Below are 25,801 nucleotides of genomic sequence, written 5' to 3'. Positions count from 1 at the left end.
TGGTCGGCTGTGGCGACCGATTAAGGACGGCCTGTTCGTTCGAGCGTTCGGCGTATTTTCGCGAGCTGTTCCTTCGTCTGGCTGTCGGTGCGTGTGCTGTGCCAGAGGGTGCCCTCCCACTTCACGTACCGGGGTTCGCCGTCACGGAGGAGGACGGGCTTGAGGTGTCCGTGGAAGAGGAGTGTGCGGCCCTGGTTCCGGCGGAGCCGGCTGAACCACATCGCGCTCTTCTCGTGCCGGGCGAGCCGGTTCGCGGCGATGCCGGGGAGAGTGCCGCGGAAGCGAGGCGAACACATCGGCAACGAACTCCGCCAACTCACCCCGGAGCCGTTCCACCTCCCCCAGCCTCATAGCCAGAAGATGCCCGCCACCAGGCGAGATCACCCGACGTAACGAAGCACTACTAGGCGGGCACCACACCGTGCGGACCTGGAGGCGCAACCGTCACCGATGGCCCAACGCGGCGCTGTACTCTTCCCGTTGATCTTGATCGACGGAAGCCGTGATTGGCATGAACGGGGAAAACATGAGTATGCGTGACGTCCGAGCGGTGACCCGCATCGTGGGCCGCCGGACCGCCTTGCGTTACCTGGCCCTCGGGGTCGGAGCGTCCTTGATCGCCGCCTGCAAGGGCGGGAGTGGCACCGACGGCGCGAACGGGATCACCGGCGGCGACGGGCAGCCGACGGTGACCGGCCGAGCCTTCGCCGCCTTCATGCGCGGCAGGTGGTCGGTCACCTCGGAGATAGGCAACGAGGACCCGGCTACTTTCACTGCGGTCATCGACGACGGCGTCTGGAGCCTGGAATCGGGCGGGCAGAGCGCGAAGGGCACCTGGTCCCTGTCCGGCGGCCGGCTGTCCTTGCAGGTGCCGGAACATCTGGGCAGCATCGAGAATCCGGGCGACCTGGAGGAGGCTGCGGCCACGAACGTTCCCGCCTCCATCGGCGACTCCCTCTCCGTGTCCCTCCCCTGGCAACCGCCCGGCTCCTCCAGCAGCAGCGAAACGCTCAGCGTGGACTACGCAGGCAACACCCTGCGTATCCGGCACATCGAGGGCGACAACATGAACACGTTCACCTGCACTCGCGCCTGACCGCGTACCGGCGTGGGACGGGCGCGCGACGCGAAAACCCGCCGCCGCGTATCCGTCTCCCTCACCCCGGCCGGCCGGGCGGCCCTCACCGAACTGGACGGCAGAGTGACATGGTGGCGGCTGGCCCGCACCATTCCCGCCCAGCCGGCTGTGGTCGGCCGCACACCTCGACAGCCCGGCCACCGGTACATCAGCGCGACGGCCGGACCGCTAGGGCCTGCTGTGAAAGTCCTGGTCGCATGGGGTCTGTCGTCCGTTGGCGGCGTCGTTGTCAGTGGTGCTGCGCATGATCGGCGCGTCAGCTTTTCTCGGAGGTAGGGAAGTGCCATGCCGATCACAAACCAGCAGGTAGCGGGACACACATTCCTGCGACGGATGTACGACGACTCGTACTTCCCTGATCACGTGATCGGCCGGGGGAAGGCGATCCTGCTGCGGCTGTGCGAGCGCATCGAGGTCGAGCAGCCGTCGGACCTGGAGAGCTTGTATGCACTCACTCAGGCTGCGACGGAGGAGTTCAACCTGCTGGACAGGGAGTTCGTGGCGGCCGGGAGCGGGATCGAGACGGTGGCGCGGGAGTGGATCTGTGACGAGTTCTGCTTCGTCGCGTCGGCATACGGGTTCACGGACGCGGATGCGGAGGAGCTGACCGCCGGCCGGGACTGGTGAACCAGGACGGGAGGGCTACCTCCGTTCAAAGCCACTCGTTGAGAGCTGCGATCAGCACGGTCGCCTCGTAGCGGACGGCGAGCTTGTCGTAACGGGTGGCCACGGCCCGATGACGCTTGAGGCGGTTGATCCCGCACTCGACCGCATGGCGCTCGCGGTAGTCGACCGGGTCGAAATGCGGCGGCCAGCCGCCGCGGGAGCCGAGCTTCCGACGGTTGCGCGCTTGGTCGGCCTTGTCCGGGAGGGTGCAGCGGATCCCGCGGCGGCGCAGGTAGGCGCGGTTTCTGCGGGAGGCATACGCCTTGTCGGCGCGCACGCGGTCGGGGCGGACGCGTGGCCGGCCCGGTCCGATGCGGGGCACACGCACTTTCTCCAGTACGGGTTCGAACTGCGGCGAGTCGCCGCGCTGCCCGGCCGTGATGACGATCGACATGGGCTTTTGGTCCTGTTCGACGGCCAGGTGGAGCTTGGAGGTGAACCCGCCGCGCGAACGGCCCAGCCCGTGATCCTGGGGCTCGGTGAAGATGCCGCCCGGTGGTTCCTTCTACAGGTGGCCCTGCTTGCGGGCCCGGCCGCATGCTGATGGGCGCGGCACACCGTGGAGTCGACGCTCAGGTCCCAGACGATCGCACCTGTCGCGTCGGCCAGAGACTGGGGCTTCGTGAGGATCCGCTGCCAGGTGCCGTTCCGCTGCCACCGGCGGAACAGGTCGTAGACCCTGCCCCACGGCCCGTACTCAACAGGTACGTCTCGCCACGGAACACCGGTCCGGACCCGAAACCGCATGCCGTCGATCAACTGCCGCCGAGGCCAGATGGGCGGCCGCCCCCGCCTTCATGCCCTTCGGCAACAGCGGTTCCAGCACCGTCCACCGCTCGTCCGTGAGATCTCCCCGCCCCATGAACCGTGATCATTCACAGCCCAAGATCCACTGGAAACCGGCCCCGGTGCTTGCCGTGTTCCGGCAGGATCTTGCCGTCAAGGCTGCCGCGGTTCAGGGGGGTACGCGGCGAGCGGTTCGATCATCATGGTGGCGCGGCCCCGGGTCGTGCCTGCGCTCCTGGTGAGGGCAGGGTCACTGCCTCCCTGGAGCGCCTGCCAGCTCATGGCGGGGGCGTTTCCCGTCATGAGCTCTTCATCCGAAGCCCCAGGTCTGTGACTTGGGGCTTCGTCGCCGTTCGGGGCGGTGCCGGCCTACGGGCCTGCGGGGTGGGGGAGTTTGGCGAGGAGGATCTCGGTGGCCTGGGTGACGTTGTCGGCGCGGACGGCTCGGGCCATAGCCGTGCGGGCGGCTTCGGGCGTCGTGTTCGGCGGGACGAGCATGAGGGAGAAGTGGTCGTTGTCGCCGCGGGTGATCAGGACGGTGTCGTCGCCGACGGGGAAGGAGTCGAGGTGCACGACCCGGTCATCGACGACGAGACGGCTGGGGATGCTGTTCCACGCGGAGGCGTCCAGGCCGACCCGGGTGACGGGCCCGAGGTGCTCGGTCAGGGCGGTGACCAGCGGCGGGATCTCCCGCTCGACGTCACGTGAGCGCGGCCACCACGCGCCGTCGAGGAGGCTCTGCCGGGACCCCGTGGTCTCCAGCCGGAGCAGCGCCGTGCCGGGGCCGACGGACCGGTGGACCTCGTCCGGCAGGAGGCGCGGAGGGGTGGGGCCATGAGGGGAAACGCCTGCGTCGGTCATGATCGGTCCGCCCGTCCACGGTACTTCCGCCGCCGTCCCTCGGTGGCGGCGGGCGCCGGGCCGGGCGGGGCGGCGGCCCCGTTCTTTCACCGTACTCCGGCAGGGCCCGTGTACGCGCCGCTCCCGGTGCGGAGCCGTCCGGCACCGGCCTCGTCGGACGTACTACCGGGGCGCCCCCGCTCGGGCCGCCCGCGGACGCGTCCCCCGGCGCGTCCCCCGGCGCGTAGAGGACGGTGCCGCCTTGGACCGCAACGAACCAGAAGCCCTGCCTCCACCGGGCCCACGCGGAGATCCGCGTCGTGGCCGCCACACCGGACACCGCCCGTAGGGTGGCCGAGGTCCTCCGCCGCTGCTTCGCCGGCGGGGAGCAGCGCAGCTATCCCGCCCCGGGCGGAGGCACCCGTCTCCACCTCACCGTCGACACCGCCCACCCCGCCGAACCGGCCCGGTCCTGGCTGACCACCAGCAGGCCCCCGAGCGGCACCGGGCCCCACGCCGAGGAACCCTGACGGCCCTTCGCCCCGGACGGGCACGCGTGGCGGCTCCTGCCGCCGGGAGGCATCCTGGAAGCCACACCGCAGTGCCGCCGACACCCGGGCGCACGACGGCCCCGGACCAGGCCACCGGCCCCTTGGAGGCTCCGGATGACCCTCGGACGCCATGAGGACCGGGGCCCGGAGCGCTCGGGAGAGCTTCGGAGAGATGCTGCTGGGCGGGCTCCTGGACCACGCCCACGCGCTGCCGCCCGACCATGTCGGCCCCATCGTCGCCGGCACGGTGGCCCTGATCGGGGGCCGCGAGGTGCGGATCCTGCTCCAGGACTACGGGCAGCGGAATCTGGTCCCCCTAGCCGGGGACGGACTGAAGGACGGTGAGCCCCTGCCCATCGACGGTTCGGAGGCCGGCCGGTGCTTCCTCACCGCGCGTCCGGTCGAGGTGCCGTCGGCCGACGGGACGCGGGTGCACGTGCCGCTGCTGGACGGCGGAGACCAGGCAGGCGTCCTTGCCGTCACCCTGGACACGATCGACGACGACCGCCGCCTCCTGCGCAGGATCGCCGGCGTGCTCGCCGACGTGCTGCAGACCAAGAACGGCTACACCGACCTCTTCTTCCGCACCCGCCGCGGCGAAGCGATGAGCGTCGCCGCCGAGATCCAGTGGTCGCTCCTGCCCCCGCTGGCCATGACGATGTCCCGCGTGGCGGTCGCCGGAGTCCTGGAACCCGCCTACGACGTGGCCGGCGACAGCTTCGACTACGCCCTGAACGGCGACGTCCTCCACCTCGCCATGATCGATGCCATGGGCCACGGCCTGGACGCGGCCACCATGGCGACCGTCGCCATCGGCGCGTACCGACACGCCCGCCGCACCAGCGTCGAGCTGTCCGAGATCTACCTCTTCATGGACCGGGCCATCGCCGAACAGTTCGCCCCCGACCACTTCGTCACCGCCCAGATGCTCCGGCTCGACACCGGAACCGGCCGCCTCCAGTGGGTCAACGCCGGCCATCCCGCCCCCATGCTGATCCGCGGCCACCGCGTCGTACGCCGCCTGAACAGCCCCACCACCCTCCCCGTCGGCTTCGGCGGAGCACAACCGCAGGTCAGCGAGACGGTGCTCGAACCCGGGGACCGCATCCTCTGCTTCACCGACGGCCTGATCGAGGAACACCAGAGCGGGCAGGAGGAGTTCGGCGAGGACCAGCTGATCGACTGGATCCACCGCCTGGACCGGGCCGACCGGGGCGTACGGGCCGTGGCGCGCGACCTGTCCCACACCCTCAGACGAGCCCGTGGTGAGACCACCACCGACGACGCCACCCTCGTCCTCGTCGAGTGGCACGGGTAACGGACTCTCCGCACGTCCGGCAGCGTGGCCGACCGGAGGAAGCGGCCAGGCCCCCCGCTTCCGGCCCCGGCGCGGAGTACGTTGGAGGTACCGGGGGCACCTCGTACCCCGCCTTCACGCGGATGTCGTTCTCGGCGATCGCTACGCCGGGCCGCCCACAGGCGTCCCGGGGACGGGTCTCGGCCTCATGACCAGCACGACCGTTCCCACCCGCCGGGCACGCCTGGCACTGACACCACGCACCTCCCTCGCCGGCCTGCTGGACGGCGCCTGGTGGCCGTACTCACGCGATCTCACCGCCGAGCTGCCGCCCCTGGTAGACGCGCTGCGGGACCGCAGCGGCCGCATCACGCGCATCACCGCGAACCCCGGACCCTGGCCCGTCTCCCCGTACCAGATCCCCGTCGGCGGACATGCCGTGCACGTCGGCTGGTTCACCGACCTGGACCCCGACGCGATGATCCTGCTGTCGTACAACCGCGACCACTGCGACCTGCTGGTGATTCCCCCCGAGACCGCACCCGACTCCGCCACACGCCTGATGGCCGCCGCGTCCACCCCCGGCAACCTCCACACCACGAGCACCCTCATGTCCGACGAGAACGCGACCGGTCGCCGCCTTCGGGAGGCCCAAGCCGGTGAGGACACCTGGGAGACGGAAGGCGGGGCCTACCCCCAGCCCCATCCCCGCCCTCGCCCCGTCGTCGGAGCACGCATGATCGCCCTGCCGCGAAGCATGTGGAGGTGAGCCTGCCGTCTGCAGGTCAGCCCCTCTCCGCATGGCCGAGCCGCTCCCCAGAGTGCCCGCTGCCGCGCCCTGACCGCCGACATCCGAGCCGACGCCGAGGGCCGCTACGACAACGCGGAGGCGGGCTGGCGGTCCGGTATCGAGTGGGCGCTGCTGTGGATCGAGAACACTGCCAGACAGTCGGCCGAAGGCCGGCCGTCGCCGCCCGGGAAACATGTGCCCCGTCGCGCTTGGCGTCGCCCAGAGCGCGCCCGCCCCGGGGTTGCCGGGACAACAGGCCAACGCAGAGGGCGCCTTGCCGGTGGAGAGGGAGGGAAACCAGGAAGGCCCTGCTCCTCCTGGGAAGCAGACCTGAAAAGAGCAGGGCCTCGGGGCAGGCTCAGCCACCCCCCGGGGGGCGGGAAGGGTCAGGCCGGGGTGATGTTCTCCGCCTGGGGGCCCTTTTGGCCCTGGGTGACGTCGAACGTCACGCTCTGCCCTTCCTGGAGCTCGCGGAAGCCCGAGGAGTTGATGGCCGAGTAGTGGGCGAAGACGTCCGGGCCGCCGCCGTCCTGGGCGATGAAGCCGAAGCCCTTCTCCGCGTTGAACCACTTCACAGTTCCCGTAGCCATGTCTCATGCCTTCCAGTCGATGAACGCCTCCGCACAGTGCGGGAGGCGGAGGTGATCGCCCTGGTTCCTGCGGCACAGCACAGCAAAAAGCCCACGCCTGGAGCGTGGGCAAAGGGGGCTTCCGAACCACGACAGCTAACAGGAACGCTACACGCTCGCACCCTGCGTCACCACAGGAGACAGCGACACGCTCGGAACCGGATGGAACACATGGCGCCCGCCGGCGCCCGGCGGGCACGGCACCATCTCAGGCCGCAGGCGGCGGCCCGGCCCCTTCGGCAGCCCGGCGGTACTGCTCGTTGAGGCGCTGGGCCTCTTCGAGCTGGTCCTCGAGGATGATGATGCGGCAGGCGGCCTCGATCGGTGTGCCCTGGTCGACGAGTTCGCGGGCGCGGGCGGCGATACGCAGCTGGTAGCGGGAGTAGCGGCGATGGCCGCCCTCGGAGCGCAGCGGGGCGATCAGCCGCGCCTCGCCGAGGGCGCGGAGGAACGCGGGTGTGGTGCCGAGCATCTCGGCGGCCCGACCCATGGTGTAGGCGGGGTAGTCGTCGTCGTCGAGACGGCCGAACGAGTCGTCTGCTGTCATTGCACCTCTCTTGGGGAACGCGTCGAGGGGCCCGGGTGCCGTACTGGCACCCGGGCCCCGAAGGAACTACTACACCACCTGCCGGCCCTGATACTGCGCCGGCCTTCTGTGTCCGCAGACCCGACCTGGCTGCTGTCGGGGTTGCGGGGATCGCGGTTGCGTGACCGGAGACCACCTCACTATCGATGTCCTGCGGTACCCGGGCTCAAGACTTCCGCCCGGGCGATCCTGATGGCGCGGGTTCCTCCGTTCTTTCCTCTGGATCCATCACTGCTGGTGTTGCGTACTGCTGGTGGCCTCTGGCAGCGCCACCCCGGCCGGTAGCCGGCCCCGTCGCCGATCCTGCTCTGGCTTGGAAACCTGCTGCCGAGCCTCCCGGCGCGCGCGCCCGCAGCCGACGCCTTCACCGGGTACTGCTCATTCGACTTCACTGCTGGGTACTGCGCACTGCACCTACGGGTACCGCATCTGCCATGACAGCGGTCCCGTGCCGGCGGCCCCTGATCACTGCGGGCCACCCGGTCCGGTGGCCAGTCCCGTCGCCGTCCTGCAACCAGCCTGGCTTCGAAACTCCGCCACCGAACCGTCCTGCAACTGCGGGTACTGCGGTCCTACTGCCCGGCAGTTCACCTCTGCCGGGCTTTCGATCTCTTCGGCTACGAGAGAAACCATAGCCAGACCGCAGAGTAATGTCTACTCCAGCCGATGCAGATTTCTGAGTGCGTGAAGGTGAGGTAATCGATCTCGGACAGCGTCGCCCGAAGGAGCAGGACGGCTATTGCCAGGTTGTCCGCCACCAGGGCGGGTACATGCACAGGGCGGTAAGAGACGAAGATCAAGAGATCGAGGTGGCCCCGGTGGACACGATGAGCGTCAACGTCGCAGCCGCCCGTTCCACCGGCTCCATCGCCGACGCCCGCGACCGCACCCGGGCCTTCCTCGACGACCTACTCCCCCCGGCCGGAGCCGAGGCCGCCCACACGGCTGTCCTGGTCGCCTCGGAACTCTTCACCAACGCCCTGCGCCACGCCGGCGAAACCTGCACCCTGGAACTGACCGCCCACCCGGACAGCATCGAGGTAACCGTCCGCGACCCCAGCCCCCAGACACCGCGCATGCGCACCCCCGACCTGAACAGCACCACGGGAGGCTTCGGCTGGCCCATGGTCAACCGCCTCACCCACACAACCCACGTCACCGCCGCCCCCGACGGCGGCAAAACCGTACGCGCCCTCCTCCCCCGATAACCCCCGCCACACCTCCCCCAAGCCGGCACCACGGACCTGAACTTCCCCGCACCGGCCGCCATCGCGTCGCACGCCGCCATGCTCACTAACCGATATCCCTCGGTACGGGGCCTTGGCGTACAAGGCAGGCAAGCGGGTCTCAGCCCCTGGCGAGCCGGGCGGCCGCCAAGGGCCCCGCCCTTGTCGGCAACGACGTGCAGCCGATCAGTTATCGGCTGATTCTCAGAGTGCCGGGTGGCGGTGTCGATGAGGTTGGGAAAAGGGGCGGTGCCTCGCGGGGCGGGTGGGGTTACGAGTGAGGTGCAAGGGCGCCTGTTTCCGTCTCGTCCCACGATGCCCTGCTGTTGAGGTGGTGTGCTTCGACTGCTGTCGTTGCGCGCCTGGGCGCATTCGGTTCGCGGCGGTACGTCGGAAGCATGACGAAGCGACGTCCGTACCCGAGTGATCTGTCCGATGCCCGCTGGGAGTCGGTCGAGCCGGTCCTGTCGGCTCGGCGGCTGGAGCGCCGAAGCAGAGCCTTGAACTTCGGTCGGCCGCCCGAGCACGAGTTGCGCGACATCATGGATGCGATCTCGTATGTCGACCGGACCGGGGTGCAGTGGCGTTACCTTCCGCACGACTTCCCGCCCTGGAACACCGTCTACGGCTACTTCGCCAAATGGGCCGACGAAGGGTGCTCGCCCAGCTCAATGGCTTGCTCAGGCAGTTGCCGAGGGAGAAGGAAAGCAGGAACGGCGAGCCGTCGGCGTATGTGATCGATGCGCAGAGCGTCAAGACCTCCACCGGCGTCCCGGCCTCGAGCCAGGGTGTCGACGCCGGCAAGAAGATCGTCGGCAGGAAGCGGAGCATCGTCACCGACACCCTCGGCCTGCTCCTTGCCGTGCTGGTCACCGCGGCGAGCGTGCAGGACTCCACCGCCGGCGCCCGCCTCCTGGACCGGGTCGCCGTCGACCATTCCTGCATCCGCAAGGCGCGGGTCGACGGCGGCTACCGTCAGCATCTCGTCGAGCATGCCGCCACCCGCGGCATCGACATGGAGATCACCGCCTGCAAGCCCGGGACCAGGGGTTTCACTCCGATTCCGAAGCGGTGGACGGTCGAGCGGACCTACGGCCGGCTCATGCTGAACCGCCGTCTGGCCCGCGACTACGAAACCCTGCCCACACGCTCCGAAGCCAAGATCCACCTCACGATGACCAGCCCCATGGCCCGCCGCCTCACCCACGAGAACACCATCTCCTGGCGCAACCCGAAAAGCATGCAGAGCACCTGATCTCAAGATGAAACATTGGGCGAAAACGACCTCTTAAGCGCCGTACGCACGTGAGTTGAGTCCATGCCACCGGGGCAGACCTGAGCCGAATCCGAGGCATGGACCGACTGGGTGGCAGCCACCGTCGAGCGTCTCGACCCGCTGAACCCAACCTGCCCGACATCCCCAAGCTACAACCGACGACCTAAAGCCCGTCCTCGGGCGCTGGAGTCACCTACGGCCCCTGAGACGACATCCCCCCAGCACCACGGGACGTCACGCCCAAGAAGCGAAGGGACGGACTGACCAACCGCGCGGCAGTCGGCCTCACCACCTCCGCCGCGGGGCCACCTCCACACGGGCGCGCGGCCCAGGCCGACAGCCTTGAACTACACATGACGAACCATCAGGAAAGGCGCCGTTCGTGCGTCAAACGTGCGTCACGTGCGTCAGATACGCGTCAAGATATCGCCCTTAACGCATGTGACGCACATAATGCACACTCGGCAAAGTCGCAGGTCGGCGACCCGGGCAGGCGCATTGGGGCAAATCGGCCGTGTGCATTGTGTGCGCTGCGTGCATTACGTGCGCGAGTCTGACGCACGCCGACCACAGCGTCCACCACCCTCATCCTAGTTTCGCCCCCGGAAACAGGGCGCCCGCGCGCTCGGGATCCGGTGCGCCGAAGGTGCCTTCCGCGCCGACCAACAACTCCGACGAAAACCAGCGCGCTCAGCCTCGGGCAACAAGGACATCGCGGCCGCCTCGGCGTCGCCGAGGCGACGGTCCACACCCTACGTATCCCGGCTGAGATCGCGGCCACTCTCAGCAATGCCCCAGCCGGCTTCGACGATCGGCTCGCCCTTCCAGACCGGGAGCCGCGGGCTCGTCACCGGCCGTGCGGCATGATCGTAGGGAAACGGGGCCGGCAAGAGGGGACGGCGAGGCTGTGAACGAGCGGGCCGAGCAAGCGCGGATCTCGACGGCGAAGGAGGCCGCGGACAACGATCTGGTGCTGGCCTTCGGCCGCCTCCAAGGTGCCGCCAACCGCCTCGAGTACATCCTGGGCCGGGCCCTGGAGAAGGAGTGCGGCATCAGCCACCTCATGTACGAGGTGCTGCTCATCCTGGGACGCTCCGGTGAGCCCGGCCTGTCGATGCGGGCCCTGGCCCAGGAGCAGGTGCTGACCACGGGCGGCGCCACGCGGCTGGTGGACCGCATGGTGGAGGCCGGGCTCGTCGAGCGGGTCGAGGACCCGGGCGACCGGCGCGGCCGCCTCGTCCAGCTGACGCCGAAGGGCGCGCAGAAGGCGGTGGCCGCGTCGCGGGTGCATGTGGAGAACATCCGCCGCTACTTCCTGGAGCCGATTCCACCCGGCGACCGGGACCGGTTCATCGAGGATCTACGAATCCTGAGTCATTCGGCGCGTGACGTGCTGCCGCGCCTGCCCTGACGCTGCGCCCTGCGAGGGACTTTCGGCCTGCCGGGAAGGGGCGTCGGACTCCCAGGAAATATCTGACGCGTCAGATACTGTTTCGTCAGGTACATCGCTCGCGTTCGGCGGGCGCCGCATCTCAAGCGAGGCCATCATGAAGCTCGTGAACGTCTTCGACGCCTATTGCGGCTGGTCGCACGGGTTCTCCGGCACCCTGCGCCAGGTCGCCGCCCGCCACTCGGGACTGCCGGTGGAGGTGGTCTCCGGCGGCCTGTTCACCGGGCCGCGCCGGGTGCCGATCCGCGAGTTCGGCTACGTCCAGGGCGCCAACGCCAAGATCGCCGAGCTGACCGGCGCCGAGTTCGGCGCGGGGTACACGCGGCTGATCGCCGACGGCTCGTTCGTCATGGACTCCGAGGCGGCGGCCCGGGGCGTCGCGGCCCTGCGCGCCGCCGCCCCCGACCACGCGGTGGAGTCGGCCGCGGCCCTGCAGCGCGCGTTCTACGTCGACGGCCTGAGCCTGTCCGCCCCCGCGACCTACCGGACGGTCGCCGAGCGCATGGGGCTGGACGCCGACGCCGTCGTCGCTGCCTTCGAGGCGCCCGGGGTGCGGGCCGCGGCCGAGGCCGACTTCCGCCGCGCCGCCGAGCTGGGCGTCAACGCGTTCCCCACGCTCCTCGCCGTCGACGGCGCGCGCGTGAGCGTACTGGCCCGCGGCCACGCCACACCCGACGAGATCGACCAGCGCCTCGCCGCGCTCACCGCCTGACCCCCCACCCCTTACGGAGCCCCCCCCATGAGCACGCTCTCCTTCAAGATCCTCGACCTGGACTTCCCCGCCGGGTCGAAGAACAAGACCGCCACCCTCGTCACCGGCGAGCACGAGGCGCTCCTGGTCGACGCCGCCTTCACCCGCGCCGACGGGCACCGCCTGGTCGCCGAGATCCTCGACTCGGGCAAGACGCTGACCACGGTGTTCATCAGCCACGCCGACCCCGACTTCTACTTCGGCGCCGAAGTCATCGCCGACGCCTTCCCCGAGGCGGCCTTCGTGGCGACCCCGCTCGTCATCGAGCACATCAAGGACTCCTACGAGGGCAAGCTCAAGGCGTGGGAGGCGCTCGGCCCGAACCTGCCCACCCGCCTGGTCGACCTCGCCCCGCTCACCGGCAGCCTCACCCTGGAAGGCCACCGCTTCGACCTCAAGGGCGGCCCGGCCGAACTGCCCGACCGCCACTACCTGTGGCAGCCCGAGCAGCGGGCCCTGCTCGGCGGCGTCCTCCTCTTCCAGCAGGAACACGTCTGGGTCGCCGACACACCCACCCCCGAAGATCGCTCGGCATGGCTGAAGCTGCTCGACGAGATGGCCACCCTCAAGCCCGCGCTGGTCGTGCCCGGCCACCGGCTGCCCGGCGCTCCGGCCGATGCCTCCGCCATCACCGCCACCCGCGACTACCTGCTCGCCTTCGAGGACGAACTGGCCAAGGCCGCGGACGGCGCCGCGCTGACGGAGGCCCTGGTGACCCGCTACCCGGACTACGGCATGCTCATCGCCGCGCAGATCGGGGCCAAGGTCGCCAAGGGCGAGATGAAGTGGGGCTGACCGAAATGCCGTACGAGAACACCGACTTCGCCGCCTCCCCCGCCGATGTCGTACGCCGCCAGTACCTGGCCTCGGCGGCCGGTGACCTTCAGGCACTGCGGGCCACGCTCGCCCCGGACGTGGAGTGGACGGAGATGGCCGGCTTCCCGCTGGCCGGGACGTACCGCACGCCCGAGGGCGTCACCGCGAACGTGATGGAGAAGCTCGGCGCCGACTGGGACGACTGGACCGCCCACGACGACACGTACGTCGTGGACGGCGAGAACGTCGTCGTCCTCGCCCGCTACACCGCGACCAACAAAGCCACCGGCAAGCCCATCGACGTACGCGTCGCCCACCACTTCACCGTCCGCGGCGGACTCATCGTCCGCTTCGAACAGTTCGTGGACACCGCGCTCGTCCGCGATGCGATGACCGCCTGACGAAATGGAGTGGCGCCCCGCAAGTAGCCGCCCCGTCGGCCTGCTCGCAGGGCGCTGCGCAGCAGCGGCGCGGGGGCGAACACGCGCCGCCGCCTCGGACGACGCCGTCCAGTGCCGCCGCACCTCGTCAGGAGCCAGCGGAAGAGGTCGCCGCGACAGCTGCACATCAGGCTGCGGCTGCTGGCCGGTCGAGCATCGCCCACAGCCCCTCGGCGTCGACGTTGGCGCCGAAGAGCTCGGTGCCGGGCTGCAGCCGTACACCGTCGGCCAGCGATCCCACCACGACAGGATCGAAGCCGAGGTCATCGACAAGGTGCCCGACCGCCGCGATGTCCTCGGTATCGTCTCCGGCGATGGCTATCGCCCTGCGCCCCGCCGCGCCCGACGGCCGGGCCCCGTCCTCCAGATCGTGGTAGCCCATGTGATTGAACGCCTTGACCACCCGTGAACCGGTCAGAAACCGCTGCACGGTCTCGCTGGAGGAGACGGCGGGATCACTGAGGTCGTCCCGGACACCGTCCGTCTCCCACCAGTAGTTCATCGCGTCAATCACCAGCTTGCCGCGCAACGCGTCCACCGGCAGCGTGCGGTACTTGCCGAGCGGCAGTGCGAGCACGACGGCATCCGCCCCGGCCACGGCCTGATCGACCGTGACCGACACCGCGCCCGGCGTCAGCACCTCGACCGTGAGCGCGATCTTCTCCGGGTCGCCCGAACCGGCGATCAGCACCCGATGGCCGGCACCGAGCGCGAGCCGCGCCAGCACCGTCCCGACCTTTCCCGCGCCGATGATGCCGAGCGTCCGTACGTCGCTGAAGTCCATGTCCGCTCCCTCCGTTCCTCGGTACGTCCCTCGGGTCAGCCCGCGAGGATGTCGCGGACCATCGGCACGGCCTTGGTGCCGTACAGCTCCACGGCGCGCAGCCGGGCGCTGACCGGCATCGCGCCGGAGCCGTAGATCATGTCGAAGCGGCCGACGCCGAGGCCCTTGATGGCGGCGGCCATCTTGCGGGCGACCGTCTCGGGCGCGCCGATGCGGTCGCGCATGACCTTGTAGCGGGGCCAGCGCAGTTCACGGGCCTGCTCGTCGGTGTCGGCGACGAAGCCGGGCGAGTGCATGCCGACGGGGTGGGCCGTGGTGCCGAACTGCTCGGCGGCGCGCCCGTACAGGTCGACGTACGGGGCGAAGCGGGTCGGGCTGCCCCCTGTAATGGCGATCATCAGCGGGAACCCGTACTTCGCCGTACGCACGACCGACTGCGGGGTGCCGTCGACGCCGACCCAGGTGGTCAGCCCGTTCTCCGTCATCGCAGACATGTAGAGGCAAAAGCAGGTCAAAGAGAACCGCAGGCCAGCGGCTCGCGAGACGCGAAACAGACGCAAGATCAATGTGCATTACGCGCACGATGGGCGCTACGTGCGATCTCCGACGCACGACGGAGCGGCAGGTCAATGAGCGGCGGCTCGCGGTGTTGCAGCGGGTGGGAGCAGGGTGCCCTGCGGGCGTACGGGAGTCCACCTCCTGCAAGACCACGTGTCAGGCGCTGCAGGACCAGGACCTGACCACGGTCTCCCGGAAGGGCGGGCACTGAAGCGTCGTCCTGACGGGCGCCGGCCAGCACTGGCTGGCGCACGGCACCTGCCCTCCCCGCGGGTCACGCCCGCGAAAGACCCAGGCCGCCGCTCCGCAACCGCCGCCCACGGGCCGCTCTACAGCGGAAAGCCGCCCTCCGGCCGAGATGTCCCATCGGCCAGGAGGGCGGCAGCCTGTCAGTGATCGCGCCTCAGCTCAGACGTCGAACGTGAGTGCATCCGGTGTCGGGGTCAGGAGGGGTCGCCGTACTGGAGGCCGCGGCCGTTGGTGCCGACGTACACGCGGCCGAAGGTGTCGGGGTCGCCGGTGATGACGCCGACGCCGCCGATGCTGCCCCACTGGTGGGCGTCGTCGTTGACGCGGAGCCAGGTGGCGCCCTTGTCGGTGGAGCGGAAGACGCCGGTGACGTCCTTGACGGTGCCGATCAGGTAAAGGGCCTGGTAGGAGGCGCCGGGTGCGGCCTTGCCGAAGCCGAGGGCGGAGGTGGACTTCACCGTGCTGAGCGTGGTGAAGGTGCGGCCGCCGTCGGTGGAGTGCAGCAGCCCCTTGTCATGGCCGGCGATCCACAGGTCCCCGGCGATGCCGGGGACGGCCGTGAGCCGGCCGTCGGGCAGGTCGGTGGCCCGGGCGGTGAAGGTCGCGCCGCCGTCGGTGCTGGCGTGGAGCGTGCCGCCGGACAGGGAGTAGAAGGTCCTGGCCGAGGAGCGGTCGGCGACCACCACGGCGTCGGTGCCCAGGCCGCTGACCCTCGACCAGCTCGCTCCCTTGTCGGTCGAGCGGTACGGGGCCTGGCCGGCCTGGGTCCAGACGATGGTGGAGCCGTCCGCCGCGAGCGCGGCGCGACCGTCCTGGGCGCCGGCCACCGGCTCCGACCTGAAGCCGGTCCAGCTGGTGCCGCCGTCGGTGGAGTAGGCACCGTCCTGCGCGCCGCCATGGCCGACACGGACCATCACCGAGGGGTTGGACTGGGCGAAGTCGATGTCGGTGCTGTTGGCCATCATCGGGTTGCTCAGCCGCCCTGCGGGCACCTTGGTCAGGTCGTCGTGGCGGAAGCCGCCCTGGTCACCCATGGCGGTGATGACGGTGGCACCGCCGGGCGGGGCGATCGCGTCCATCAGCGCGGTCTCCTCAAGGCCACGCGCCCCCACGGTCCAATGGCTGGTTCCGCCGTTGTCGGTGGCGTCGGCGTCCTTGCTGCGCCAGATGCCGTTGCCGGTGCCGTACAGCACGTGCCCGGAGGCGAAGGGGTCGATGGCCAGGGCGGTCATCCAGTGACCGGTGTGGGTGCCGACGTACGGAGCACCCGAGGCGTCCCGCACCGACTTGTCCGCCAGCGCCTTCCAGGTCGTGCCGCCGTCGGTGCTCCGGTAGATCTCGTCCTCGGGCCACCAGCGGTCGAGGGTGGTCACCATGACCGTGGACGGCTGCCGCGGGTCGACGGCCAGGCCGGAGAACCCGTAACCGCCCTGGGACGGCGAGATGTTCTTCCACGCCCCGCCGGCCGGCGTGTACTTCCACACCGAACCCCCCGTCACGCCGTTGGGCCCGAGGTTGTCGGTGTACGTCAGGTACAGCGAGCCGTCACCGGAGAGCACGCCGTGCTGCGGCATCTGGCCGGTGGGCTGCCCGGAGACGGCCTGCCAGGTGCTGCCGCCGTCGGTGGAGCGGTACAGGGAGGTGGACTTGTCGGCGACGCCGACATAGACCGTCTTGCTGCCGGCCGGGCCGTACGTCACGAAGGAGATGCCCGCGCCGCTGCTCGCCCCGTCCTTGACGGGGAACGAAGAGACCTGACTCCATGTCACACCGTGGTCGGTGCTGCGCCACAGGCCGTTCTTGCGGGTGCCCAGCAGCAGGGTGCCGTTGTCGGAGGGGTCGATCACCAGACGTTCGCCCGCCCCGCGGCCGTCCTCGTTGCCGCCCAGTTTGAACGGCAGAGCGGTGCGCTGGAAGGTGCGACCACGGTCGGTGGAGCGCAGGATCGCGCCGTTGCCGGCCCAGTCGTTGGTGTAGGTGCCGGTCGCGAGGTAGAGCCGGTTGGCGTCGACGGGGTCGGTGGCCAGCGCGTCGATGCCCAGCAGGTTCCAGTCCTTCTCGCCGAGCCAGTCGGTCAGCGGGATCCACTGCTCGGCCGCGGCGTCCCAACGGTAGGCGCCGCCCATGTCGGTACGCGCGTACAGCAGCCCCTTCTCCCGGGGGTTGAACACCAGCCCGGTGACGTAACCCCCGCCCACCACCTGGGCGTTCTTCCACGCGTACGGTCCGGTCCCGGTGGCCGGGGCCTCGGCCGTCTTCACCAGCTTCCACTGCTGGTTGGTGCTGCCATGGCCGCCGTACTGGATGACCGCCGCGCCGTCGGCCGTGGAGCCTCCGGAGACGTCCAGGACCTGGCCGCTCCTGCGGGAGGTGAAGGTGACGGCGCCGGAACCGCTCACCTCGTCGATCCGCCACTCCTGGGAGGCGGAGGAGCTGTCGGTCTGCTGCTCGGCGGCAGCCGCCTGCGCGGTCGAATCGCCCGCTATGCCGAGCACTTTGCCGCTGTTGCGGTTCACCAGCTCGTAGTAGCCGTCGCCGGTGGAGCGCAGCCTCCACTGCTGGTTGGCCGTGTTCTGATCAGTCCACTGCTGGATACGGGTGCCGTCGGCGGTGGAGAAGGCGTTGACGTCCAGCACCTTGCCGCTGCGTACCGAGACCAGCTTGTAGTAAGCGCTGTCGTCGACCGTCGCGGCCTGCGAGTCGTCCTGCACGAACAGGAGGTACGGCACGACGGTGGCGGGCACACCGAGCAGCAGGGCGGTGGCGGTCCTGCGACGGCGGTGACGTCCGCGGCGTCCGGCGTTGGCGGGGTTGTTCATGGGGGGTGTTTCTCCTTGTGTAACCGTGGATCGGGCAGGTCAGCGCTGCAGGGTGAGGACGCCCGGCCGGTACGGCAGTTGGTCGTAGGGTCCGCCCGCGGTAGGGGACTTGCCCTGGTACAGGAACTGCAGGTTGCAGGGGTCGATGGTCATGGTCTGGTCGGGGTTGGTACGGATCAGGTCACCGTGGCTGATGTCGTCGGTCCAGGTGGCGCCGCTGTTGGCCTTGCCCGCGAAGGGGTTGTTTTCGCCGGCGGCCTGCGGGGTCCACGCATCGCTCAGGCTCGAGGCCGTGAACGAGCGGAAGTAGCGCCGCTCGTTCGTACCCCGAGCCTCGACGATCATGAGGTACTGGTTCTGGCCCTGGACCTTGTAGACCTGCGGCGCCTCGAAGAGGTTCTTCGCCGTGTCGCTCATGACCGTCGTGTACGACGAGCCGAAGTTGCCCGGGAAGTTCCCGATCGGCATGCTCGCCCGGTAAATCTTGCCGTTGTCACCGGCGAAGAACAGGTACATGTTCTTCTCGTCGGCGATCAGGGTCTGGTCGATCGGTCCAGTGCCGGATTCGGTGCGGGGGATGCTGCCGGTGAACAGCGGCTGCGGCGCGGACCAGCTGTTGGGGTTGGCGGGGTCGCTCGACGTGCGGTAGCTGAAGGGCGAGGCACCCCACTGGTACGCCAGCACCCAGATCTTCTTGGGCGCGAAGTAGAACAGGGTGGGCGCCACCGCGTTCTGGCTCATCCGGATCTGACCGGCCGACGCCATGTCCGACCAGTTCGTGAAGGGGCTGAACGCCATCGAGCCGTACGAGGTTCCCGACGCGCTCGACGCGTAGACCAGGTGCTTGCCGCCCAGCATCACGTGGGTGAAGTCCTTCACCGCGGCCCACCCGTTCGACGGCTGCGCGAGGGGACCCGTCGAACTCCACTTGTACGTCGGCGGAAGGGCGCACGTTCCGCCGCCCGTCAGGGAGGGGCCGGTCCACTTCTGGTTGCCGACGGACGCACAGGAGTACAGCTGGATCGTGGTGCCGTTCGCGGTGGCGGCGCCGACGGCGTCAAGGCACAGCCCGGACTGGACGCCGGTGATCGCGCCGCCGGCATCGACGTTCCACTGCTGGTTGGCGCCGCCGTTGCAGTCCCAGATGACGACCGGGGTGCCGTTGGTGGTGCCCTTGCCCTTGGCGTCCAGACACTTGTCGCCGTACACCCTCAGCTGCTTGGCGGCGGTGTAGGTCCAGCGCTGGTTGGTCTGCCCGCTGCAGTCCCACAGTTGGGCCCGGGTGCCGTTGGTGGTGGAGGAGGAGGAGCCGGGAACGTCGAGGCAGCGGCCGGAGGCGACGCCCTTGATCTCCCCCGTACCGTCGGTCGGCCTGCCCGGGGTGGTACCGGAGCCGGAATGGAGAGCGCTCATGACGGCGGTGTACGCCGGCTTGGGCTTGCCCCCGCTGTCGAACAACAGCGGGCTCTCGCCGCTGCGCCAGGAGTCGCTGTCACGGACGCCCCACACCGTGATGCCGGTGCACCGGGGCACGGACAGGCAGGTGCTGACCGCGTCCGCGTAGTGGGTGGGTGAGGCCTGGGCGATGTCCAGCTCGGTGATCTGGACGTCGACGCCCAGGGCGGCGAAGCCGGCCAAGGTGGTCTTGAAGCTGGCCGGCGGGCCGCCCGCCCCGAAGTGGCTCTGGAACCCGACGCAGTCGATCGGCACGCCGCGGGACCTGAAGTCCTTGACCATGCGGTAGACGCCCTGGGTCTTCGCGTCCGACCAGTTCTCGATGTTGTAGTCGTTGTAGCAGAGCTTGGCCGAGGAATCGGCCGCACGGGCGGTGCGGAACGCCTCCTCGATGAAGCCGTTGCCGAGCACGTTCCGGAAGACCGAGTCGCGCAGCCCGCCGCTGCCGCCGTCGGCGAACGCCTCGTTGACCACGTCCCAGGCGTAGATCTTGCCCTTGTAGTGGCTGATCTCGGTGGTGATGTGGTGGTTCATCACGTCGCGCAGCGTCTTCGCGTCGTGGATGGCCCCGACCCAGGAGGGGAGCTGCGAGTGCCAGACCGTGGTGTGGCCGCGCAGGCGCTGGCCGCGCGCCAGGGCCCGATCGACGATCCGGTCCGCGGGGCCGAAGCTGAAGTTGCCGCGGGACGGTTCGACGGCGTCCCACTTCATCTCGTTCTCCGGGGTGATCATGCTGAACTCCCGGTCGGTGATCGCGGTGTACGCGGAGTCGCCGAGCCTGCCCGCGGCCACGGCCGTGCCGAAGTACCTGCCCGAGGGGGCGGCCTGGGTGCCCAGGCCCGCGGCTCCGGCGGAGCTGGGGAGGAGCGTCACGACGCCGGCCACCAGCGCCGTGGCCGACAGCCCTACCGCCCATGTCCGGCGACGCCGGCGGAGCCGGTGCAGGCCCTTCATGATTCACCTCGCGGGTGCTGCGTTCCGGTCGCGCTGGGTTCGTGGGTGTGTCGCGTCATGTGAGGCGCTTTCTTCAGGGGATACGTCAGTGGGGGTCGGGACCCTGCCGCGTCGGCACGTCATGACGGGCCGCGGGAAGGACACCCCTGAAGTGGAGGCTTGCGAGCGCGCGGTCTCGTAACGGAAAAGTCGCGCCGTCCGCAGGATTACCCGGTGACGCATCTCGCAGGCAGAAAGCGTTATGCCGGACGCCGTGACCTGGTCGCGCCCATGGCAGAGGGGCGCCGCACCGGTCTGCGGTGAACGCCGGTCACGGTGTGGGTCAGCAACTGTGGATGGATCGCCCGAGGAGCGGTGCTCAGGCCCCGGGGCTGCGCACGATGAAGGAAGCCTGGCCGGCGAAGGTCCGCGTGCCGTCGGAGCCGTCGAGCCAGATACCGCCGTCGCGGTGGCGGAGGACCGATCCCGGATAGTTGTGCGCGTGCAGGGTCACGGACCCGGCGACCGCCCCGGGACGGGGACAGAAGGTGGCGTCCTCACGGAACAGTGCGCTGCCGTCGTCGGTGCTCAGCCGCAGCCGCAGGTAGCTGTGACGGAGATACCGGCCGTCTGCGGCGCGGAAGGTGACGCACCGCATGTCGGCCAGTCCCCCGACGACCGTGAAGGTGACCCGCTGACGTGCCTGCGCGCCGCTGGACGCGGTCACGCCGCCGAGGGAGGCGAAGTCGCCCTTGTAGGTGACGAACAGGCCGGGACTGTCCGCGGACTCCAGCGATCGTGCGCCCAGCGCAACGGTGCCCGGGACGGCGGACGGGCCGACCGAGGGCCGGCTCACCGGGGACGGACTCGCCGGGGACGGTCCGGCGGAGGTGGCGGTGCGCGAGGGAAGGGGCGTGGGGGTGCCGACCGTGGGAGCGGCGGTGGCGCCGGGAACTCGGGGCGCCGGTTCGGGCCAGGTCGCGTAGGTGGCGGTCCCGGCGAGGAGCACCGCACCGGTCGCGAGGCTCACCAGCGGATGAGCGGTCACCGCCTGGAGCTTGCCGGCAAGAGCGCCGTGCAGACCGCCTCCCCCCGTCGCCGTGCCGACGGCGACGGGGGCCCCGACGAGGCCGGCAGCACTCGCCGCCGTACCCGACAGCAGGCCCTTGGCGGCCAGCGCGGCGACCAGTGCGGCCGGGACGGTCAGCGTCGTGAGGCTGAGCGGCAGCAGTTCGGCCGGCACCCGTTCCGTCGACGTCCCCGTGCAGACCGGGCAGTCACGGGTGTGCCGCGCGATCCGCTTGCGCCACACCGATGCACGGTCACCGTCCCAGCCGACGACGGTCCCGTCCAGCTGCGGACAGCGCGGGTCGGCCTCCAACGCGGCGACGATCGTCCGGCACACTTCCAGCTGCTCGCGCATGCGTTGCAGGCGCACTCCGACGTGCGCGACCGTGAGCCCCGTCGCGGCGGCCATGTCCTCCCGGCTGAGCAGGCCGGCGCATTCCTGCCACCACAGGGACAGCAGCACCCGGTGGTCCGGGTCGAGCCACCGGCCGGCCTCGACGACCCGGCGCCGCTCGTCCGACACGTGCAGCCGCAGGATCGTCACGTCCACGGGCTCGGCGCCGGCGTCCGGTATCCGGCGTGCCTCGTCGATGACCGTGGTCCGGTCGGCGAGGGCGTGCTGCCGATGCCAGTGGGTGTTGATCTGGCGGAGCGTGATCGACACCAGCCAGGACCGGAAACTCTCCGGGGCACGCAGGGCGGGTAGGTCACGCACCACGCGCAGCAGGGTCTCCTGGACGACGTCGTCGACGTCGGCATGTCCGCTCAGCGCTCGCCCGACGATGTTGTAGACCAACGGCAGGTACGCGGCGATCAGCTCCTCGCGCGCCCGATCGTCACCAGCCTGCGCCGCGACGACCAGCCCCACGTGGTCTGCATCAATGAGCCCCATTCCCACCTTCCCCAGGGGAGCGATCCGCCGAGTACGGCGGCACACCCTAGCCTCGACGAAGGCATACGGCCAAAGCCTGCGCCTCGGACGGACGGTCTGGCCCGTGCCGACATGGAAGGCCCGGTGCGCGGGGAGTGTGCCCGGTCACACTCGCCCAACTCGCTGACGGCCCATTCAAGCCGATGACCTCGGAAGGCCGCGCGCCCGACAGTCACCCCTCACGCATGACGGCCCCTCAGGAATCGCGCAGTCCGTGCGTCAACGTGCGTCACGTGCGTCGAATATGCGTCAAAATATCACACCTAACACACGTAACGCCCATCACGCACACTCAGAGAAACGCCAGGTCAGCGGCCCTTTTCAGCAGGCTCAAGGATCGCGATGCACTCGACATGGTGCGTCACAAAAAACAGGTCCACACAAAACATGTCGAAGAAAACCACAGGTCAGCGGCGTGCGGGCCGCGAAACGGACACAAGATCAATGTGCATCATGTGCATGAAGGGCGCTACGTGCGACCTCTGACCCACGTCCGAAGGGCAGCTGGGGCACCACGCAGCCGAGAATCGCGCAGTTTGGCGTTCCCGAATGCCCTTTGCGTCACGACTGGCAACGACACCGACTACCCGCCCGGCGACGGCTCCAGTAGTGGTGGCTCCGTCCTTCTGACCGCTGGCATCCTGCGAGCGATCCGTGAGTGGTTCGACACGCGTGGCGTTTCCGCGCAGCGGCAGATCGAGCGCTACAACCGGGACGAGCTGATCGCCGACTTCGACGAGGCAAACGGCCCCACCGCCCCGGGGCGGCTGCCGCCGAGGAGGCCAGGCTGCCCGGTGGCACTCCATCCGATGCCGGCGCGACCGCCCGAGCGGCGCGCTTGTTGTCCGATCTGAAGTCCACCGGGCTGCACGCGGTCATCGATGCCGGGTGGCTCGATGGTCAGCGGGCGTGGAGGAAATGGCGGTCCGCGTCAGTCAGGGCCTGCCCGAGCAGATCGACGATGTGGTCGAGTTCGTCGCGGGTGGCGATCAGGGGTGGTGCGATCTGCACGACCGAGTCGCCGCGGTCGTCCGCGCGGGCCAGGAGTCCGAGGGCACGCAGGCGTGCGGGAAGGAACTGCACAGTAGACCGGACTCACGCACGGATCACGACGCCCAAGGGCGATCACGCCCTCATCCCGCGGAGGGGAGCGGTCAGCCTGATCCCGCGTCTGCGACTGCGCGCAGCCCATGAAGGAACAGGTCGAGGAACCGGTCACGGACTGCGTGCGTGTTCATGCCGCGGAGGCGGGCGATGTGTGTGCTGAACCCGCCGATCGACGCCGCGAAGGTCTCCGCGGCCACGGAGCGGTCGATGTCGCTGCGGAGTTCACCGCGCACCTGGGCGTCGCGGAGGACGTCCTCGATGACGGCCAGCGGCTGGTCGATGCAGTCGCGCTGGAACGTCGCGTAGAGCTCGGGGTGGTCGGGGAATTCGAAGCTGCAGTGAGCTCCGATCAGCCAGCGGGGACTGGCGAGATGCTCGGCCATGGCGTCGTAGAGAAGCCGTATGTCCTTTTCGAGGCTGCCCGTGCACGGCGGGTCGAGCCGCACGGACAAGGTGGCCAGGCCGGCCAGGATCAGATCTTCGCGCTCGGGCCAGCGCGAGTAGAGGGTTCGTTTGGCGACCTTGGCACGCGCGGCGACGGAGTTGATACGGAAGCCGGCGATGCCGACCTCGGCGAGTTCGTCCACGACCGCCTGGAGTATGCGTTCATCCGCGCCCGGGTCGCGGGGCCGTCCACGCTTCGCCGCGGCCGGTGACGTGCGTGCCATGCCTGTCCCTTCCAGTGTGCTCGTGGTCCAGTTTCCCAGGTGGCCCGGATCGATCGTCAGGGCCGGGCTTCACCCGTGTCCCTTTTCACTACCGAAACGGTTTCGTATTCATGTTTCCTCGGGATAGATTCTCCTCGCACGGAACGGTTCCGTTCGAGGGAGTCGCTGATGTTGACGGAGGCCGAGCGCAAGACGTCAGCAACGTCGGCGCGGCCGGACCGCGCGAGGCCGCCGCGTAGCCGGATAACGCCCGAGCGCGAGGCAGAGATGTACGAGGCCGTGCTCGATGTGCTGCGGGAATCCGCTTACGAGGCCCTGACCATGGACGCCGTGGCCGCCCGGGCCCAGTGCAGCAAGGCCACCCTTTACCGCCAGTGGACGGGCAAGCCGGAGCTGGTCGCCATGGCGCTGCGCCATCAAAAGCCCGCCACCCTTGCCGGTGTCGACACCGGATCCCTGCGGGGTGACTTCCGGGCGATGGTGGCGCAACTGGACGACCGGCAGATGATGAGGAACGCCTCGCTCATGCGCGGCCTCGTCCAGGCCGTGCACACCCATCCCGATCTGTTCCAGGCGCTGCGCGACCTGCTCGTCCACCCGGAGCTGACGGGACTGGACAAGGTGCTCGCCCGGGCGGTCGAGCGGGGTGAGATCAGCGCGGCCTCGCCGACCCTGACCTACGTGCCGCACATGCTGCTCGGTGCCCTGATCGCCCGTCAGTTGATCGAGGACAGGTCGCCCGACCGAGCCTTCGTGAGCCATTACATCGACGCCGTTGTCCTCCCCGCCCTCGGCACCTGAACCGCCGCACAACGGCGTACGGCACCACAAGCGTCGTGCGGCGCCATAGCGGACCGTCTGCCGATCGAGTCAATCCACAAGCTGGCCGCCATCACCCGGGGACGTCATCAAGGACGCGGCGCGAAGCGGCGGCTCACTTCTGACATGGGGCGACCTGCGGCTGTGGATGGCGGGCGGGCTGCCGCACCTGCACCCGGACGACCAAGGTGGACGCCTGGTCGCCGGCGACCGGGAGACACCGGTCGGTGAACCGCTGCTGTCCGGACTCGTCGCGAGCTCAGACGCAGGCACATCCTGCTCCGTCTGGGCTGCATGCCAGCCCACGGACGACGTCCTCAGGGGCTTTGTCGCGATCCTGCTACCCACTGGGCTCGACTCGGCAGGGCGGTGTGCCTCGGAATCAGCCGTTGTCCGTGCCGGTCCGGCTGTGCTGGCCCTGGAGCAAGACGCTGCTGGGTGTCACGCCGAACGCCTGCTTGAAGGCTGTGCTGAAGTGGCCCATGTTGCTGAAGCCCCAGCGGAAGGCAACGTCGGTGACCGTCGTGCCGCCATGCGCACGTGAGAGGTCCCGGTAGCAGGCCTTCAGGCGACGCTCCCGGATCCAGCGACCCACTGTTGCGCCCGTACCGGCATGAACGAGATGCAGCGTGCGAACGGAGATGTCGAACGCCTCGGCGATGGAGGAAGCGCAAAGGTCCGGATCATCCAGGTGATCCTCGATGTACCGGCGGGTCCGTATGACCAGCGCCTCGCGGGCGCTGCTGGAAACAGGCTGCTCCGGAGCGGGGACGAGGGCCGTTTCGAGGGTGTCGAAGAAGGTCTGGGAGGCAACGGCCAGATCCGCGTCGGACAGGTGGTCGAACTCGCGCGTGATGGCCTGCAGCTGAGCGGCAGCGATCGAGGCGAGCCCTGACCCCGGCCGCACGGAAACGAGACCGCCGGCGCGGGAGGCACTTCCGGCAATCGCCTGGGGCAGCCGCTCGCGGGGCAGGAGCAGGTACAGCTCACGGTGGTCCCCCACGACCTCGAAGTCGTGCGCCAGTTCACTGTCCCAGACCAGCAGGTCGCCGGGACCGAGTTCGACCTCGCTGCCGCCGACGTACCGGGCTGACCAGGACTCTTCAGCAAGATCGTGTTACGAGCTCAAAGCCGGCCGAGCAGACGGAGGACGGTCCGTGATCCGTCG

General features: G+C 69.6%; 24 protein-coding genes and 3 pseudogenes. 13 read left to right on the top strand and 14 right to left on the bottom strand.

What is annotated here, in order from left to right; genetic code table 11:
* Window positions 1-20: 20 nt before the first annotated feature.
* Window positions 21-296, bottom strand: coding sequence for a hypothetical protein (locus tag GGE06_RS06630; protein WP_184930240.1), 276 nt, complete (start codon window positions 294-296; stop codon window positions 21-23).
* Between the two features lie 236 nt (window positions 297-532).
* Between GGE06_RS06630 and GGE06_RS06625 the strand changes: the two genes are divergently transcribed.
* Both GGE06_RS06625 and GGE06_RS06620 read left to right on the top strand, forming a co-directional pair.
* Window positions 533-1,096, top strand: coding sequence for a hypothetical protein (locus tag GGE06_RS06625; protein WP_184930239.1), 564 nt, complete (start codon window positions 533-535; stop codon window positions 1,094-1,096).
* A 327-nt stretch (window positions 1,097-1,423) separates the two neighbouring features.
* Entirely contained in the window at window positions 1,424-1,765 is a 342-nt protein-coding gene (locus GGE06_RS06620) for a DUF5713 family protein (protein ID WP_184930238.1), read from the top strand.
* 25 nt (window positions 1,766-1,790) lie between these two features.
* Here the strand turns inward: GGE06_RS06620 and GGE06_RS06615 are convergent.
* Both GGE06_RS06615 and GGE06_RS06610 read right to left on the bottom strand, forming a co-directional pair.
* Window positions 1,791-2,666 (bottom strand): annotated as a pseudogene (locus GGE06_RS06615) (IS5 family transposase).
* A 293-nt stretch (window positions 2,667-2,959) separates the two neighbouring features.
* Window positions 2,960-3,451, bottom strand: coding sequence for a DUF5994 family protein (locus GGE06_RS06610; protein ID WP_116157403.1), 492 nt, complete (start codon window positions 3,449-3,451; stop codon window positions 2,960-2,962).
* Between the two features lie 299 nt (window positions 3,452-3,750).
* On the opposite strand from GGE06_RS06610, the gene GGE06_RS06605 reads away from it, so the two are divergent.
* From GGE06_RS06605 to GGE06_RS06595, 3 genes are all read left to right on the top strand, one after another.
* A complete protein-coding gene (locus GGE06_RS06605; RefSeq protein WP_376773508.1) occupies window positions 3,751-3,960 on the top strand; it encodes a hypothetical protein in 210 nt (69 codons plus the stop codon).
* A 151-nt stretch (window positions 3,961-4,111) separates the two neighbouring features.
* Entirely contained in the window at window positions 4,112-5,299 is a 1,188-nt protein-coding gene (locus tag GGE06_RS06600; RefSeq protein WP_184930237.1) for a PP2C family protein-serine/threonine phosphatase, read from the top strand.
* A 187-nt stretch (window positions 5,300-5,486) separates the two neighbouring features.
* Window positions 5,487-6,047 (top strand): DUF5994 family protein, encoded by a 561-nt coding sequence (locus tag GGE06_RS06595; protein ID WP_184930236.1) that lies wholly within the window; start codon window positions 5,487-5,489, stop codon window positions 6,045-6,047.
* A 407-nt stretch (window positions 6,048-6,454) separates the two neighbouring features.
* Here the strand turns inward: GGE06_RS06595 and GGE06_RS06590 are convergent, their stop codons facing one another.
* Together GGE06_RS06590 and GGE06_RS06585 are read right to left on the bottom strand one after the other, a co-directional pair.
* Window positions 6,455-6,658, bottom strand: a complete 204-nt coding sequence (locus GGE06_RS06590) for a cold-shock protein (RefSeq protein WP_093872186.1) — start codon at window positions 6,656-6,658, stop codon at window positions 6,455-6,457.
* Between the two features lie 247 nt (window positions 6,659-6,905).
* On the bottom strand, window positions 6,906-7,244 hold the full coding sequence (locus GGE06_RS06585; protein ID WP_116157406.1) for a helix-turn-helix domain-containing protein: 339 nt from the start codon (window positions 7,242-7,244) through the stop codon (window positions 6,906-6,908).
* Between the two features lie 857 nt (window positions 7,245-8,101).
* On the opposite strand from GGE06_RS06585, the gene GGE06_RS06580 reads away from it, so the two are divergent.
* The 6 genes and pseudogenes from GGE06_RS06580 to GGE06_RS06555 all read left to right on the top strand — a co-directional run bounded on the left by GGE06_RS06580 (window position 8,102) and on the right by GGE06_RS06555 (window position 13,203).
* Window positions 8,102-8,491 carry an ATP-binding protein gene (locus GGE06_RS06580; RefSeq protein WP_184930235.1) on the top strand — a complete coding sequence of 130 codons (390 nt, stop codon included), beginning with the start codon at window positions 8,102-8,104 and terminating at the stop codon, window positions 8,489-8,491.
* 416 nt (window positions 8,492-8,907) lie between these two features.
* Window positions 8,908-9,764, top strand: a pseudogene (locus GGE06_RS06575) (IS5 family transposase).
* Between the two features lie 928 nt (window positions 9,765-10,692).
* Window positions 10,693-11,196, top strand: coding sequence for a MarR family winged helix-turn-helix transcriptional regulator (locus GGE06_RS06570; RefSeq protein ID WP_116157407.1), 504 nt, complete (start codon window positions 10,693-10,695; stop codon window positions 11,194-11,196).
* 136 nt (window positions 11,197-11,332) lie between these two features.
* Entirely contained in the window at window positions 11,333-11,947 is a 615-nt protein-coding gene (locus GGE06_RS06565; protein WP_184930234.1) for a DsbA family protein, read from the top strand.
* Between the two features lie 27 nt (window positions 11,948-11,974).
* The gene (locus GGE06_RS06560; RefSeq protein WP_116157409.1) at window positions 11,975-12,781 is read left to right on the top strand and encodes an MBL fold metallo-hydrolase; all 807 of its coding nucleotides are present in this window, start codon (window positions 11,975-11,977) and stop codon (window positions 12,779-12,781) included.
* Window positions 12,782-12,786: 5 nt separating this feature from the next.
* Window positions 12,787-13,203, top strand: a complete 417-nt coding sequence (locus tag GGE06_RS06555) for a nuclear transport factor 2 family protein (RefSeq protein WP_184930595.1) — start codon at window positions 12,787-12,789, stop codon at window positions 13,201-13,203.
* 166 nt (window positions 13,204-13,369) lie between these two features.
* Here the strand turns inward: GGE06_RS06555 and GGE06_RS06550 are convergent, their stop codons facing one another.
* The 5 genes from GGE06_RS06550 to GGE06_RS06530 form a co-directional block, all read right to left on the bottom strand.
* A complete protein-coding gene (locus GGE06_RS06550) occupies window positions 13,370-14,026 on the bottom strand; it encodes an NADPH-dependent F420 reductase (RefSeq protein WP_184930233.1) in 657 nt (218 codons plus the stop codon).
* Between the two features lie 35 nt (window positions 14,027-14,061).
* Entirely contained in the window at window positions 14,062-14,511 is a 450-nt protein-coding gene (locus tag GGE06_RS06545; RefSeq protein WP_246532364.1) for an LLM class flavin-dependent oxidoreductase, read from the bottom strand.
* Window positions 14,512-15,027: 516 nt separating this feature from the next.
* On the bottom strand, window positions 15,028-17,652 hold the full coding sequence (locus GGE06_RS06540; RefSeq protein ID WP_184930232.1) for an RICIN domain-containing protein: 2,625 nt from the start codon (window positions 17,650-17,652) through the stop codon (window positions 15,028-15,030).
* 39 nt (window positions 17,653-17,691) lie between these two features.
* Window positions 17,692-20,061, bottom strand: coding sequence for a non-reducing end alpha-L-arabinofuranosidase family hydrolase (locus GGE06_RS06535; protein ID WP_184930231.1), 2,370 nt, complete (start codon window positions 20,059-20,061; stop codon window positions 17,692-17,694).
* Between the two features lie 358 nt (window positions 20,062-20,419).
* Window positions 20,420-22,000 (bottom strand): sigma-70 family RNA polymerase sigma factor, encoded by a 1,581-nt coding sequence (locus GGE06_RS06530; protein ID WP_184930230.1) that lies wholly within the window; start codon window positions 21,998-22,000, stop codon window positions 20,420-20,422.
* A 575-nt stretch (window positions 22,001-22,575) separates the two neighbouring features.
* Here GGE06_RS06530 and GGE06_RS06525 point away from each other — a divergent pair.
* The gene (locus GGE06_RS06525; RefSeq protein WP_246532363.1) at window positions 22,576-22,893 is read left to right on the top strand and encodes a hypothetical protein; all 318 of its coding nucleotides are present in this window, start codon (window positions 22,576-22,578) and stop codon (window positions 22,891-22,893) included.
* 46 nt (window positions 22,894-22,939) lie between these two features.
* On the opposite strand, the gene GGE06_RS06520 is transcribed toward GGE06_RS06525, so the two are convergent.
* Entirely contained in the window at window positions 22,940-23,122 is a 183-nt protein-coding gene (locus tag GGE06_RS06520) for a hypothetical protein (RefSeq protein WP_246532362.1), read from the bottom strand.
* 71 nt (window positions 23,123-23,193) lie between these two features.
* Window positions 23,194-23,814, bottom strand: a complete 621-nt coding sequence (locus tag GGE06_RS06515) for a TetR/AcrR family transcriptional regulator (RefSeq protein WP_116157415.1) — start codon at window positions 23,812-23,814, stop codon at window positions 23,194-23,196.
* 267 nt (window positions 23,815-24,081) lie between these two features.
* On the opposite strand from GGE06_RS06515, the gene GGE06_RS06510 reads away from it, so the two are divergent.
* Window positions 24,082-24,615, top strand: a complete 534-nt coding sequence (locus tag GGE06_RS06510; protein WP_246532412.1) for a TetR/AcrR family transcriptional regulator — start codon at window positions 24,082-24,084, stop codon at window positions 24,613-24,615.
* 400 nt (window positions 24,616-25,015) lie between these two features.
* On the opposite strand, the gene GGE06_RS44280 is transcribed toward GGE06_RS06510, so the two are convergent.
* Together GGE06_RS44280 and GGE06_RS44275 are read right to left on the bottom strand one after the other, a co-directional pair.
* Complete coding sequence (locus tag GGE06_RS44280) at window positions 25,016-25,294, bottom strand: helix-turn-helix transcriptional regulator (RefSeq protein ID WP_512701019.1); 279 nt, start codon at window positions 25,292-25,294, stop codon at window positions 25,016-25,018.
* Between the two features lie 123 nt (window positions 25,295-25,417).
* Window positions 25,418-25,702, bottom strand: a pseudogene (locus tag GGE06_RS44275) (helix-turn-helix domain-containing protein); the annotation flags it as partial.
* Window positions 25,703-25,801: the final 99 nt, after the last annotated feature.

The sequence above is a fragment of the Streptomyces nymphaeiformis genome, assembly GCF_014203895.1.
Lineage (GTDB): Bacteria > Actinomycetota > Actinomycetes > Streptomycetales > Streptomycetaceae > Streptomyces > Streptomyces nymphaeiformis.
The sequence above is the reverse complement of the archived record's forward strand: the minus strand, read 5'-3'. Positions and strand labels throughout refer to the sequence as shown.

Bases quoted from the DNA above. Each gene is read 5' to 3' on its own strand.
- GGE06_RS06565 (WP_184930234.1), top strand. From the start codon at position 11,333: ATGAAGCTCGTGAACGTCTTCGACGCCTATTGCGGCTGGTCGCACGGG.
- GGE06_RS06530 (WP_184930230.1), bottom strand. From the start codon at position 22,000: ATGGGGCTCATTGATGCAGACCACGTGGGGCTGGTCGTCGCGGCGCAG.
- GGE06_RS06600 (WP_184930237.1), top strand. From the start codon at position 4,112: ATGAGGACCGGGGCCCGGAGCGCTCGGGAGAGCTTCGGAGAGATGCTG.
- GGE06_RS06555 (WP_184930595.1), top strand. From the start codon at position 12,787: ATGCCGTACGAGAACACCGACTTCGCCGCCTCCCCCGCCGATGTCGTA.
- GGE06_RS06550 (WP_184930233.1), bottom strand. From the start codon at position 14,026: ATGGACTTCAGCGACGTACGGACGCTCGGCATCATCGGCGCGGGAAAG.
- GGE06_RS06610 (WP_116157403.1), bottom strand. From the start codon at position 3,451: ATGACCGACGCAGGCGTTTCCCCTCATGGCCCCACCCCTCCGCGCCTC.
- GGE06_RS06590 (WP_093872186.1), bottom strand. From the start codon at position 6,658: ATGGCTACGGGAACTGTGAAGTGGTTCAACGCGGAGAAGGGCTTCGGC.
- GGE06_RS06545 (WP_246532364.1), bottom strand. From the start codon at position 14,511: ATGACGGAGAACGGGCTGACCACCTGGGTCGGCGTCGACGGCACCCCG.
- GGE06_RS06620 (WP_184930238.1), top strand. From the start codon at position 1,424: ATGCCGATCACAAACCAGCAGGTAGCGGGACACACATTCCTGCGACGG.
- GGE06_RS06625 (WP_184930239.1), top strand. From the start codon at position 533: ATGCGTGACGTCCGAGCGGTGACCCGCATCGTGGGCCGCCGGACCGCC.
- GGE06_RS06630 (WP_184930240.1), bottom strand. From the start codon at position 296: ATGTGTTCGCCTCGCTTCCGCGGCACTCTCCCCGGCATCGCCGCGAAC.
- GGE06_RS06585 (WP_116157406.1), bottom strand. From the start codon at position 7,244: ATGACAGCAGACGACTCGTTCGGCCGTCTCGACGACGACGACTACCCC.
- GGE06_RS06540 (WP_184930232.1), bottom strand. From the start codon at position 17,652: ATGAACAACCCCGCCAACGCCGGACGCCGCGGACGTCACCGCCGTCGC.
- GGE06_RS06560 (WP_116157409.1), top strand. From the start codon at position 11,975: ATGAGCACGCTCTCCTTCAAGATCCTCGACCTGGACTTCCCCGCCGGG.
- GGE06_RS06510 (WP_246532412.1), top strand. From the start codon at position 24,082: ATGTACGAGGCCGTGCTCGATGTGCTGCGGGAATCCGCTTACGAGGCC.
- GGE06_RS06595 (WP_184930236.1), top strand. From the start codon at position 5,487: ATGACCAGCACGACCGTTCCCACCCGCCGGGCACGCCTGGCACTGACA.
- GGE06_RS06515 (WP_116157415.1), bottom strand. From the start codon at position 23,814: ATGGCACGCACGTCACCGGCCGCGGCGAAGCGTGGACGGCCCCGCGAC.
- GGE06_RS06535 (WP_184930231.1), bottom strand. From the start codon at position 20,061: ATGAAGGGCCTGCACCGGCTCCGCCGGCGTCGCCGGACATGGGCGGTA.